Origin of the sequence: Salinimicrobium terrae DSM 17865 (genome assembly GCF_000424665.1) — a bacterium.
In the GTDB taxonomy this organism is placed as follows: domain Bacteria; phylum Bacteroidota; class Bacteroidia; order Flavobacteriales; family Flavobacteriaceae; genus Salinimicrobium; species Salinimicrobium terrae.
This window is the reverse complement of record NZ_KE384221.1, coordinates 256,299-269,698: the sequence shown is the minus strand read 5'-3', so window position 1 is coordinate 269,698 and position 13,400 is coordinate 256,299. Positions and strand designations below refer to the sequence as shown.

10 protein-coding genes and 1 tRNA gene are annotated in these 13,400 nt (G+C 39.5%); 9 read left to right on the top strand and 2 right to left on the bottom strand.

Annotated features, from left to right (window positions below):
• Positions 1–74: 74 nt before the first annotated feature.
• Positions 75–590 carry an adenine phosphoribosyltransferase gene (locus H148_RS0113455; RefSeq protein ID WP_029035265.1) on the bottom strand — a complete coding sequence of 172 codons (516 nt, stop codon included), beginning with the start codon at positions 588–590 and terminating at the stop codon, positions 75–77.
• Between the two features lie 156 nt (positions 591–746).
• On the opposite strand from H148_RS0113455, the gene H148_RS0113450 reads away from it, so the two are divergent.
• The 7 genes from H148_RS0113450 (at position 747) to H148_RS0113415 (ending at position 9,548) form a co-directional block, all read left to right on the top strand.
• Positions 747–1,232, top strand: coding sequence for a YciE/YciF ferroxidase family protein (locus H148_RS0113450; protein ID WP_029035264.1), 486 nt, complete (start codon positions 747–749; stop codon positions 1,230–1,232).
• A 275-nt stretch (positions 1,233–1,507) separates the two neighbouring features.
• On the top strand, positions 1,508–1,984 hold the full coding sequence (locus H148_RS0113445; RefSeq protein WP_029035263.1) for a ferritin family protein: 477 nt from the start codon (positions 1,508–1,510) through the stop codon (positions 1,982–1,984).
• Positions 1,985–2,096: 112 nt separating this feature from the next.
• A complete protein-coding gene (locus tag H148_RS0113440; protein ID WP_029035262.1) occupies positions 2,097–4,457 on the top strand; it encodes a S9 family peptidase in 2,361 nt (786 codons plus the stop codon).
• Between the two features lie 118 nt (positions 4,458–4,575).
• Positions 4,576–5,016: a universal stress protein gene (locus H148_RS0113430; protein WP_029035261.1), complete on the top strand. Its 441-nt coding sequence runs from the start codon at positions 4,576–4,578 to the stop codon at positions 5,014–5,016.
• A 147-nt stretch (positions 5,017–5,163) separates the two neighbouring features.
• On the top strand, positions 5,164–8,001 hold the full coding sequence (locus H148_RS0113425) for a PAS domain S-box protein (protein ID WP_029035260.1): 2,838 nt from the start codon (positions 5,164–5,166) through the stop codon (positions 7,999–8,001).
• Positions 7,985–8,440: a response regulator gene (locus H148_RS17940; RefSeq protein WP_051286466.1), complete on the top strand. Its 456-nt coding sequence runs from the start codon at positions 7,985–7,987 to the stop codon at positions 8,438–8,440. Before H148_RS0113425 ends, H148_RS17940 begins: the two co-directional genes overlap by 17 nt.
• Positions 8,441–8,501: 61 nt before the next feature.
• Positions 8,502–9,548: a Gfo/Idh/MocA family oxidoreductase gene (locus tag H148_RS0113415; RefSeq protein WP_029035259.1), complete on the top strand. Its 1,047-nt coding sequence runs from the start codon at positions 8,502–8,504 to the stop codon at positions 9,546–9,548.
• Here H148_RS0113415 and H148_RS0113410 read toward each other — a convergent pair.
• Positions 9,532–10,929 (bottom strand): alanine/glycine:cation symporter family protein, encoded by a 1,398-nt coding sequence (locus H148_RS0113410; RefSeq protein WP_029035258.1) that lies wholly within the window; start codon positions 10,927–10,929, stop codon positions 9,532–9,534. The two genes, H148_RS0113415 and H148_RS0113410, sit on opposite strands and share 17 nt — an antisense overlap.
• Positions 10,930–11,157: 228 nt before the next feature.
• Here H148_RS0113410 and H148_RS0113405 point away from each other — a divergent pair.
• Positions 11,158–11,231: transfer RNA gene (locus H148_RS0113405), tRNA-Arg, on the top strand.
• A 139-nt stretch (positions 11,232–11,370) separates the two neighbouring features.
• On the top strand, positions 11,371–13,215 hold the full coding sequence (locus H148_RS0113400) for a PLP-dependent aminotransferase family protein (RefSeq protein ID WP_029035257.1): 1,845 nt from the start codon (positions 11,371–11,373) through the stop codon (positions 13,213–13,215).
• Positions 13,216–13,400: the final 185 nt, after the last annotated feature.

Here is a 13,400-nt window from a genome sequence, read left to right as displayed (position 1 = left end):
GATTCAAGGTTTAAGGTTTAAGGTAGACAAGCAAAACCTCTATTAACGAATAACAAATAACCAGAAACTATTAACTAGTAAGTAACTAGGGATACTACTTTAAAGAAACTAATTTTTTCCCTTCCCTTTAGGAAATCCAGATCCATTAGAAAATTGCATTGCACGATCTCTCCTCCCAGTTTTTCGACCAGTTTACAAGCCGCCGCTGCAGTTCCCCCGGTAGCCAGCACATCGTCATGGACAAGTACCTTCTCTCCTTTTTTAATGGCATCGCAGTGGATCTCCAGAGTGTCTTTTCCATATTCAAGAGAATAACTCTCTTTATACGTCTGGTATGGTAGTTTACCGGGTTTTCTTACGGGAATGAATCCGGCGTTTAATTCCTGTGCAAGAAGCGTCGCAAAAAAGAAGCCCCGGGATTCTATTCCCACTACCTTCTCTATCTTTTCACCTTCCAAAAATGACAAAAAAGCATCAAGTGTTTTTCGGGTGGCAACCGGATTTTCCAGTAAAGGTGTGATATCTTTATAAACAATTCCTGTCCTAGGAAAATCTTGTATGTCTCTAATGTAATCTTCAATCTTGAACATATAATTGATTTACCCGCGAAGTTAATAAGAATAAAGCGCCAAAAAGAGAATTGCCATGCCTACTTTAGTAAAAAATCAACAAAGATTTATTACTCATTTAACTGACTTTGGCGTATTTGATCTCTAACTTTAATCAAAACTTAAAAAGCTAGAAAAATGAGAAATTTAAAAGATTTATTTGAACATCAATTAAAGGATTTATATAGTGCCGAAACCCAATTAGTTGAAGCACTACCCAAGATGCAAAAGAATGCAAATGATGATAAATTGCAAAAAGCTTTTCAGAATCATTTAAAAGAGACGGAAGGTCATGTAAAACGTCTTGAGGAGATCTGTGACAATTTGGGAATTAAGCCTACAGGAGAAACCTGTAAAGCCATGAAAGGTTTAGTCAAAGAAGCTGAATCTTTTCTTGAAGAAGACACCGAAAAAGATGTGAGAGATGCCGGTTTAATTGCAGAAGCCCAGCGTGTAGAACATTATGAGATCTCGGGTTATGGTACAGCCGTTCGTTATGCCAAAGAATTGGGACATGATGACATTGCTGCCAAACTGCAAAAAACCCTGGATGAAGAATATAAAGCTGATAACCTCCTTACAGATATGGCGGAAGATCGCCTTAACCGAAAGGCGAAATCCTAATTGAGTAACAACAATATCAAAGAGGCTGTCTAAAAAGCAATTAACTCTTTCTTCCGAATTGGTTGAAATATATTTAAACGTATAGAAAAGAGGCTTTTTAAACAGCCTCTTTTCATTTTAAACTTTAACGCAGATCAAAGAATTTTATGAAACTTTTTGTCATCTTCTTCTTCAATTGTCAAATATGAGTTAACTAAGTAGTTTTACGAAAACGTTTGAGTAATATTTCTTAAATTAAAGTGTTCGTAAAAAGAACAAAATTTAAGAGTACTGCCATGGGTAATGAAGAAGTAAGAGATCTAACGTTACGGGAACTTTTGGAAGATAATTTCAAAAATGCAAGACGTTTTCGCAAATTGATAGGAACATTAAAAGACGTTTCTATGAAGCACTATTTCCAAAATATTGCTTCACGTCGCTCACAATTTGCCATAGAAATAAGTAGTGAAATCGTTTTTTACAGTGGCAACAGACCTTATTTTTCTTCTAAATATGAAGAGAGAAGTCAGGAAAAAAATTATCAGAAAAATCGAATACAATGCCTTAAAAAGGCTTTAAAATTAAAAAAAACAAGCTTGTTAAAATATCAGGAAGCGCTCTGCAGAATCCATGACGGCTCATGCCGCGAAGTTTTGATTCGACACAAAGCATATTTGGAGAACTGCATCTTCGAACTTAAAGCTCTTAAAAGCCTACTTAGGAACAGTGAACCAATAGAAGGACAAGCGGACGGGATAAGCAGTTATTCCTAACCTTCTTTAAATAATACCACATCAAAAGCACCCTGACCAAACTCCGGGTGCTTTTGCTTTTACAACTTCTCAAAGGATTTCTTATATTGCCGTTCCAACTTCAGCAATTATTATGAGCAACAAATATTTTCTTTACATTCTGGCTTTTTTAAGCCTCCAGATCATCCATGCCCAAACATCAGACCTGACGGTGGAAAAGATCATGCAGGATCCTTCCTGGATGGGAACTTTTCCCTCCGAAATATCATGGGGGCCTAATAGTGATTACATTTACTTCAATTATAATCCTGAAAATAATCCTTCAGATTCTCTTTACAGGGTAAGCGTCAAAAACCCTGAGAAAATTGAAAAAGTTCAGTGGCAGGATGAGATTAAGTTGATTCCCAGGTATGGTGATTATAATGAGGCAAGGACTAAAAAGGTTTATACCCGTGATGGGGATCTTTATTTATACAACCTTAAAAAGAAAAACGAACAGCACCTCCTGGAGTTAAACGGGAGCATTTCCAGTCCGCAATTTTTAGCCAATGAAGATCAGCTGAGTTTCGTTCTTGACAACAATGCTTTTTTGTACAACCTGGAATCGGGTGCAGTAAAAAAACTTACAAATATTAGTTCTGGCACTGCAAAAGAAGAAGAAAAAGAGTTGTCCTCCCAGGATCAATGGTTAAAAGATGAGAACCTGCAACTGCTGGAAGAAGTGAGAAAACGTAATGATGAAAGTGAAGCCCGAAAATCATACCGCGAGTTAACTGCTAAGCCAGAACCTTTCACCTTTTACACGAATAAAAAACAAATTCGGAATCTACAGGTCTCACCGAACGCGAATTACGTCACTTTCCAGTTAATCACAACTGCCGATGTAAAAAGCACTGATGTTCCCGATTATACAGATCTCTCCGGCTATACAGTGAACCTGCCTGCCCGCAGTAAGGTTGGCAGTGAGCAAACTACAATGGAAGCCATGGTCTATAATCTGGAAAAAGATACGGTTTACCAGGTTAAAACAGATGATCTTCCCGGAATAAAGGATCTGCCCGATTTTGTGAAAGATTACCCGGACAAAGAGTGGAAGGAAGAAGTAAGGGAAGTATACCCCAACGGAACCTGGTTTTCCAACGACGGGGAAAAAGCGATAATGGTGATACGTTCCAAGGACAACAAAGATCGGTGGATCACTCAACTTGATCTCGAAACCGGCAGTTTGAAATCTCTTGACAGGCAAAGAGATGAAGCATGGATTGCAGGACCGGGAATAGGTTACTCCTGGAGTGGTGGAAATATTGGCTGGTTAAATGATGATCAAACTATTTATTTTCAAAGTGAAGAAAGCGGGTACTCCCATCTATATCTTTTGAATACCATTTCCGGTGAGAAAACTCAACTAACCCAGGGAACTTATGAAGTTTTTGATCCTATGCTTTCGAAAGACGGGGAGACCTGGTATTTAACTACTTCTGAAATACATTCGGGAGAGAGACATTTTTATCAAATGCCAGTTCGAGGCGGTAAAATGCAACAACTTACCACCCTCACGGGAAATAATGAAGTGAACCTTTCCCCCGATGAAAAGTACATGGCGATTAGGTATTCCTATTCCAATAAACCTTGGGAACTTTACCTGAAGAAAACTGCTCCCGGGGCAGAAGCAAAGCAGGTGACTTCGGGACAGTCTCTGGAATTTCAGGAGTATAACTGGCGTGATCCCGAACTTGTACAATTTAAGGCTGAAGATGGCGAAATGATCCCGGCCAGGCTATACAAACCCACACAGGAGGCGAACAATGGTGCTGCCGTAGTTTTTGTCCACGGGGCAGGCTATCTCCAAAACGTACATAAGTGGTGGTCGAGTTATTTTAGAGAGTATATGTTTCATAACCTGCTCACCGATCTTGGTTATACTGTTCTTGACATAGATTACCGCGGAAGTGCCGGGTATGGTCGTGACTGGAGAACCGGGATCTACAGGCATATGGGCGGCAAGGATCTTAGCGATCAGGTGGATGGAGTAGAATACCTAATTGACGAACACGGCGTAGATCCTGAAAGAGTTGGGATTTACGGCGGAAGTTATGGGGGCTTCATCACCCTTATGGCCATGTTCACTGAACCCGAAACTTTTGAATCTGGCGCGGCTTTAAGGTCGGTAACAGATTGGGCACATTACAACCATGGCTACACCTCGAATATACTTAACGAACCCGTTAATGATCCTATCGCTTACAGGCGCTCCTCCCCCATTTATTTTGCTGAAGGTTTTGAAGGAAATCTTTTAATAGCTCACGGGATGATAGATATAAATGTACATTTTCAAGATGTGGTAAGACTGGCCCAAAGATTAATAGAACTGGAAAAAGACAACTGGGAAATGGCTGTATATCCAGTAGAAGATCACGGTTTCACTCAACCCAGTAGCTGGACAGATGAATACAAGAGGATTTTAAAATTATTCAACGAGACCCTGCTTAATTAGACCGTCAAAATTTTATAAAAACCGGTCCCTTTTGGAGCCGGTTTTTTTATATCGTAAATCCTGGTAGCTTTTAAAAGCATATTATTTTTTCCTACCTTTAATGTAAATTCATACTACCATGAAAAAGATCCTTGTAGCGATCAATATTGAGAAAAATGCAGATCGTTTAATTGCAAAAGCCGAAGAAATAGCACAAGCTTTCGGGTCCAAGATCTGGATACTTCACGTTAGCGAACCCGATCCCGACGATTTCCTGGGACTGGAAGCCGGACCTCAATATGCACAGGACAAAAGAGTCGAAAACCGAAAAAAAGAAGGTGCCCTGGTAAGACGTTTGGCAGAGGATTTACGCCAAAAAAATATAGATGCCGAAGGTGTACAATTAGAAGGGTCTACCGCGAAAATGATCAAAAAAGAAGTAAAAAAAATCAATGCTGATATTGTTGTTGCAGGCCATCATAAAAAGAATTTCTTTTACCAGATGTTTGTTGGCAGTTTGGAACATGATCTAATTGATGACCTGGACATTCCTGTACTACTTGTACCTGTAAGACACTAAATGTAAAAAAAGCTGGATCCAAACTGTTAGATTTCAGCTGTAAAAATTTGAATTTTATAGGGTTATTCTTTCACCTTAAGAAATTTTGCCGGTCATATTGGACAAATTTGTCGCTTAAAAGCCTGTCTTCATAATTTCCCGTACTCTATGGGAATATTTTTTGATTATATTTGTCCTGCCTTTAACAAAAATTTAGGAGCAAAGGCAGGTTTGATGTCTGTAACCCCTGCGATGAAAGAGAACTGCTGGAAAAAAATTTTTGAAGCTATTCCATTTGCCTGCCTGGTTTTAAAACCTCAAGGTCCGGCAGCTTTCCATGTAGTTGAAGTGAACTCCACTTATCTCGAATTGACAGGGACTACAAGAGAAGAGCTGCTAAATAAAAACAGCAGAGATGCTTTTCCTCCCAATCCCGATCATCAGGAATATGGCCACGATTCTTTCCTTGCAACTCTGGAAAAAATTATGTTCACCGGAGAAAAGAAAGAGACAGAAAATCTACGCTACGACATAAAAAATAAGGTCACAAGTAAATTTGAAGAAAGATATTTTACCTCTCAAAATGTACCTATTAAAAATGAGTCAGGAGAAGTTGAGGTAATTCTCCATACCACCAGGGAAGTTACATTAGAAAATAAGCGCAGGAAACGTGATAAGGAAATCGAACTGGAGCTAAGCCTTAACAGGCAACAATTTAAAAATTTTATTAGGGAAAACCCCGATGGTCTTTTCCGACTCGACCCAAAAGGCGATTTTTTACATGCTAATGAAAGTCTCGCCAAGCTGGCAGAAGTACCTCTTAAAAAATTACTAAACCTAAATTTTTTACCATTTTGTGCGCCCTATGCCAAAAATCTCATTCTGGAACATTTTGATAAAGCCCTGGGTGGTGAGGTTAACTCTTTTGAAGCCGATTTCATTTCGGCAACAGGTAATGTAATTATCTTAAAAATCCTTCTAATGCCAATGTTTCTCGAAGGAAAAGTTGTCGAGGTTCATGGTATTGCCAAAGATGTTACTCAGCTCAAACACAGTGAAAAAGTAATTGTAGAAAAGAGTCGTTTTCTGGAAGTTAACGCTGCTTTTGTAAGCACACTCCTCGAAAATGAGATCAATTATGAGGCGCTCCACGAAACCTTTGGGATTATAGGAGAAACAGTTGGAGCAGACAGGATGTATTATTTTGGTGCCGATCCCGATCCCGAAACAGGAGAGATCCTCATAAGTCAGAAAGTGGAGTGGTGCAGTGAAAAAGCCATTCCTCAGATCGGGAACCAGGAACTGCAGAACATGCCCATCCAAAAAGTGGAAGAAATTACTGCTCCCTTGATCAGGAATCTACCTTTTACAGCTACTTTAGACGATTTGACCCCGGGAATGCTGAAAAAGATATTTCTCGAAGAGCATATAAAATCAATGTTATTACTTCCAATTTTTGTGGAAGACAGTCTATTCGGGTTTGTTGGGTTTGATGATTGTACCGATCAACGAATCTGGAAAGAAGAAGAAATAACTTTTCTAAAGAGCCTTACTCAGAACCTAACAAATGCTTTTGAAAAAAGCGCAGCTTTAAATAAAGTAAAGAAAAGTGAGGAAGATTTAAAACGAAGTGAGCAAAAATTCCGTTCATTGGTCCAGGAAGGCTCAGATCTCATAGGAATTCTTGACATTGACGGCTACTACTCCTTCGTTAGTGAAAATTACAAAAAGATCCTTGGCTTTGATCCAAAGGAATTAGTCGGTAAGAATGCATACCACTTCATCCATCGAGAAGATTGGGAAAGGGTTAGAGAGCAATTCTACCAGCTTAAGGAGCAAAAACAGGTAAGGATCTCTCCTTTTAGATTCAAAAATAAAGAAGGTGAATATCGCTGGGTACAAACGACTGCCACAAATCTTCTAAAGGACTCTGCGGTTAACGGTATTGTGGCGAATTCCAGGGATATTACAACGGTTATTGAGCAGGCGCGGGAAATTGAACATATTAATGAAAGATACCAATTAGCGGCAACGGCCACACAGGATCTTATCTACGATTGGGATTTAACGAGCAATGATATTACCCGTTTTCACCGCGGACTTCAGGAATTATTTGGATATCCATCTGAGGTTGTTAACCGAAGGGATTTCTGGAAAAATAACATCCATCCTGAGGATAAACCTATTGAAAAGAAAAAACTGGCAGATATCATTTCCAATCCAAAGGAAGACTTTATTAAGACAGAATATCGCTTTCGAAAAGCAGACGGGACTTATGCCAGAGTCGTGGATCGTGGATATATTTTGCGGGATCCCAGCGGCAAAGCCTTAAGACTTATAGGAGCAACCAGTGATATTTCAGAAATTACAGCAAAGAGAGAGGCTTTAAAGATCGCAAACAAACGTTTCAAAATGGCCATGAAAGCTACAAATGAAATGATTTGGGAATGGGATATAGCAACAGATTCGGTAACACGCAGCAAAGGCTACAAGAAAATATTTGGTTATGACACTAATGAAGCTACCTCTGTCCATTCTTTCTGGCTCACCAAAGTAGCGGACGAAGACAGGGAAAAATTAAAAAGCTCCCTCGCCTTGGCTATAGGGGACCCTGAAGTAGAAAAATGGAAATTAGAATATCGTCTGGTAAAAGAAGACGGGAAAATTGCCCACGTCACCGATCGTGGATATATCCTTAGAGACAATACCGGGAAGGCCACCAGAATGGTAGGTGCCGTCCTTGATGTGACCAACTCCAGAAAGCTGCTACGGAAAATTCAGAGGCAAAACAAAACCTTAAAAGAGATAGCCTGGGAGCAGTCTCATATAGTTAGAGCACCCTTAGCACGAATAAAAGGACTACTTTACCTACTTGAAGAAGAGGAATTCGAAGAAATGTCAAAAGAGGAAATCCTGTACCACATAAAAGATTCGGCAAACGAGTTGGACAATATCATTCGCAATATTGTAGAAAAAACTGAAAAGATTAATGTTGAAGTCAGGTAATGCGGGACGCTTAGAGGTTCTGGTAGTAGATGACGACAAGGTCGTCACACTTTTGCACAAGAACAGCCTAAAATCATCCAATATTGACCATTCCCCGGTCTTGTGTTATAATGGAAAGGAAGCTCTGGAATACCTTCAGCAAAATGACAGGTCCGACAAACATTTTCTTATTTTACTGGACCTGAATATGCCCGTACTTGATGGCTGGAAATTTCTGAAAGAGCTTAGAAAAAATCCGCCAAAAGCCCGAGTATATGTAATAGTGGTGACCTCATCTATAAATCATCAGGATTATGTCAAAGCTCAAACATATGACCAGGTTATTCAATTTTGCCGCAAACCTCTGAGCGCAGAATGTATTCTGAATATCAAAAAACTTGAACCGGTACGACAGTTCTTTTTTAGAAGTGTGGGAGAAACAAACGAATCTGAAAATTAGGTTCCAAAAATGCCTTTTTTAAAGGGAAATATTCTACGAAAATTTTTACCTTGAAAACAAAATGAAGCAGGTAAATACTGCTTTCGTCGGCTATGGTCCCGGCGGGAGCATCTACAATGCGCCCATTCTCTCCAGTGTAGAAGGATTTAGGGTGGATAAAATCCTCACTTCCAGCCCGGAAAATGTAAAGGTTGCCAAAAGAGATTTTCCACAGGCAAAGGTGGTTGAAGATTATTCAGAAATTCTTGAAGACCCAAAAATTGATCTTGTAATCCTTGTCCTACCTAATCACCTGCATTATTCTTTTGCAAAGCGGGCTCTGGAATCGGGTAAAAATGTCCTGGTCGAAAAACCTTTTACACCACACTCAAAGGAAGCCAATGAACTTATAAAGCTGGCTCATCAACAAAAGCTGGTACTTACTGTTAATCACAATCGCCGTTGGGACAGTGATTTCCAAACTGTAAAAAAGGTTATTGATAATGGCTTTTTAGGAAAGGTAAAAGAGTATGAAGCGCATTTTGACCGATTTAGAATTGAGGTAAAGCAGGGCTGGAAAGAAAATAGAGAAAATCCCGGCAGCGGAATTCTATACGATCTTGGGAGCCATCTTATTGACCAGGCACTTACTGTGTTTGGAACTCCAAAAGAAATATATGCGGATATAAGGATGCAGCGGGAAGGCGCAACAGTGCCAGATGCTTTCGAACTCCTTCTCTTCTATCCTACTCTCAAGGTAACATTAAAGGCCGGAATGCTGGTAAAAGAAAAGGGACCAACTTATCAGGTTTTTGGCACCAAAGGCACCTTTTTGAAATACGGTGCAGATGTTCAGGAAGAAGCTCTTAAAAAAGGAGAAAATCCTTCCAAAGCTTCGGAATGGGGAATGGAGCCCAGGGAAATTTGGGGAAAGCTTAACACGGTGGAGGAAGAAAGATATATTGAGAGTGAACGCGGAAACTACCCGTTCATATACCAGAACCTTTATAAGTCGATTACCGAAGGAGCATCTTTAGCGGTTACACCTCAACAGGCCTGCGATGTCATTAAAATTATTGAGGCGGCCCACCAAAGCCAGGATGAGCGAAGGGTTATTTCTTTTGGTTAATCGCTTTTTGGGAATCCTTCAGGTTTAAAAAGTACCTTTTCGCCTCTTTGAGCACTCTTGGGGCCATAATAAGTGTTGCAGTCATTGTAGGAATGGCCATTAAGGCAAAAAATCCATCAATGAGATTGATCATCATGCTTAAAGAAGTAGTCGCTCCCAGAAGTATACTCAGGATATAAAAATAGTTGTAGTAATGCTTGTTTTTAGCTCCTATAAGAAATGAGAGGCACTTGCTTCCGTAGTAAGAATAGGAGAACAGGGAGGAAATACTGAAGATGGCGATACATACCAGGAGCAGGTAGTTTCCGTAGAAAGGAATAGAAGCACTAAAGGCAGCAGCAGTCAGGCTTACGCCGTTTACATCATGGGTTTGCCAAACACCTGTGACCAGGATCGCCATTCCCGTTAAAGAACACACAATAAGAGTATCAATAGCAGGGCCTAACATGGCTACAAGACCTTCCCGAACAGGCTCGGCAGTTTTAGCGGCTCCGTGGGCCATAGGTGCAGTCCCTATTCCCGCTTCATTTGAAAAAGCTCCACGGCGGATACCTAAAATAATTAGGCCTCCCAACATACCTCCCAAAAAGGGCTCCCCCACATAGTTTTCTGCGGCAAAGGCATCGGTAAAAATGAGGCCAAAATAATAAGGTACCTGCTCAAAATTCACAAAAAGAATAATAAGCACAGATACAAAATAAAGAGCCACCATAACAGGAACCATTTTTGACACCGTATTACTAATACGCTCAAGACCGCCGTAGATCACAACTGCGGTTATAATAGCCAGGATAATACCAATAATTAAATTGGAAGTGAAAGTCACTTCCACCCCATTAGGACTTAACAAGATGTAATTAACCGCCTGGGTAAGTTGATTGACGTTAAATACAGGCAGAGCTCCTACAAGACCGGCAACACTGAAAAAAGCAGCCATGATCCACCATTTCTTTCCCAACCCCTCGGTAATGAAATACATAGGGCCTCCCTGAAGTTTTCCTTCAGAATCTTTTCCACGGTACATAACTGCCAGAGTATTGGTGAAAAACTTAGTCGCCATCCCAATAATGGCACTTATCCATAACCAAAACATAGCTCCGGGACCTCCAATTGCGATAGCCACTGCCACACCGGCAATATTTCCCATTCCAATAGTAGAAGACAAGGCCGTAGACAGGGCCTTAAAATGATTTATTTCCCCGGGATCGTTGGGGTCATCATACTTTCCCCGAAGCACTTCCAGGGAATGTCCCAGATATCGAAAAGGAAGAAACCTTGAAAGAATAAGGAGATACAAACCACCCCCGGTAAGTAAAATTAAAAGCGGAAGTCCCCATACTAAGGAGGCAAACTCAGCAATGAACTCATCTATTTTAGCCATAAAGCAAATATAGCACTTGCGGAATTCTATGCAAGGCAGGAAAACTTCGGGTCAAAGAATTATTAAAATTCCCGGTTATCCAAATAATCCAAACATTAGCTCAGTTCTATTAAACAGATTTTCAAAAATTTAATCAGGAAAATTTCTGTAGGGTCGGGAGAAAAAAATTATTTAAGTCAAAATTGTTTTCGTTTTTTATAAAATGACCTATATTTGCACCCGCAAAAAGGCCTTGTGGCGCAACTGAATAGCGCACCTGATTACGGCTCAGGAGGTTCCAGGTTTGAATCCTGGCAAGGTCACTAAAGCCGAAAGTCCGCAGCGAAAGCTGGGGACTTTTTTCTTTTCCATAAGATTTAATTTATCTAAATTTTTAAAGAAAAGGAATAAAAATTAAGCCGACAAATCTGCACATTACCGGCCTGTCTAAAAGAAAAGACTATGAAAAAGAATAAAGTACTAAACTATATTGAAGAGGTATTAAAAAATATGCCGACGGACTGGTTGAAGCTTACAACTCACCGACTGGATATTTATGATGAACAACTGGCTAAAACTCAATTTTTAGAACAGTTTGCAAATTTATTTGAAGAGAATAATTCCAATACATCAGCGCTCAGTGCATTACCCACTGCCTTCGATTATATTCGATTAGGTCATCCCCTATCTTCAATACTGGAATGGACAATTGCTCATTTAAATGATCTTAAACCGGAAAATGTGATAAGTTTTTCATCCAGGACAATTCCTGTTTTAGCTGTTCTAAGAAAAAACCTGTTCGAAAATAAGAATACTCAGATCACTTATACTGGAGAACTACCTGGTTATTTTGATCCTGAAACCTTAAGACATGTGTATGGCTACAATTTTGAATTAAAGCAGGTTGAGACTGCAAAAGAAATTTCTGAGTTTGATGGCAGTACTGTTTTTATTTCCCAGCAGGATAAATTTGATAAAGCAGACCTTGGTTCTAAAATTGATTTTTTTATAAATATTCATCCTCACCTGGGAAGTATTTTGTTGGTAAATGGGGAACGAAATGAGAGCTACGTTTCAGAAATTCAGCATGTAAGACGAAGAGAGACCATTGCGATGACACCAGCCAATAGTTTTTCTGCCTTGCAGCAACTAACCGGAAAACCTTCTTCTCACCAAGAGAAAAGTAATGTTGAAACAAACAAAGTCCTTGTTCTTGATTCCATTAAAAAAGTTACCGGAACAAACACTAACGCCTTACTTGGTTCTTCCGGATTATCTGTTCAATATGCGATCATGATGGGGCTCATTGATGATGCACTTACCAAGCATAGAGGAAAGGCTATTAAAATTATTGTACCTCCAAATTGTTATGGCGGAACAAACGACCAGGCAAGACGGGTTGCTGCTTGTATTGACAATGTGGAAGTAGTAGACTTACTCGTGGATGGTGATAATGATATGGTTCAAAGTACAAATCTGGTTTTAGATCGGGTCGCTAAAGAAGATGCAGTACCTTACATTATCGCGGAAATTCCAACTAATCCCAGAGTTGAGGTTCCGGATTTGAAAAAGTTAAGAGATGTTTTAAGTAAGGAGCGGAAAACTGCAACGGGTGAAATTGCTATCGATCCTGTATTTATTTTAGATCAAACATTTTGTCCTAATGTAAAATTCCTGGCTGAAGATGGAATATTCTCTACGATCAAGACCATTTCATATGTTAGCGGATCAAAATTTCCAAGTGGAGGAAAGTGTACTGCCGGTTATTGTGTAGCCAATGAAGAGGCTGAAGCTTTGTTAGAAAAAATTGAAAAGCATCTGGTCCTTTGCGATAACGAAGCTACAAATCTTCAGGTTGAAATATTAGCCGAGCAACTGCCTTCAATGAACCAAAGAATTAAAGATGCCTATAAGAATACCCGTGAGTTTGTAAACTTTATCAGGGAGACATTACCAGCGGCAAAAATTAATTTTGTTTCAAAAAAATTGGCAAAAGAAGGGTTTACCCCTTCTGTGTTTTCATTAGATCTTCCAACGAAAGGAGATAACGATGAAGAAAGAGAAGCATACAAGCGCGCATCAAATCAAAAACTGATCGATATGATGATTAGTGAGATCCCCAATGAGAGTAAATACTGTGTGAGCTATGGACAGTTAAAAGGCTGTTACTGGACCATACCTGCAACATCCACTCAGGGGACTACAAAAGAAGACGATAAAGATTATATTGCCCGTGTGTCTGTATCTCCAGATCTGGATCTTGAGCTTCACAAAAAGGTATTTTCAAAATTTGTTGAGCAAATGTAACTTTCGGAATTATTATGGTCATAAATAAAGATCACATTTTGGCCCATACAATCCGATGATTCATTAATCATTTTAGCAAAGCTTCAGACGGTTTTTCCTTCCTCAAATTATTATTTAAAAAAAGTCTAAATAAGAATTGCAGAAGTTCGTTCTGATAATTAATTTAGCGGCTGAATTTATTTAGA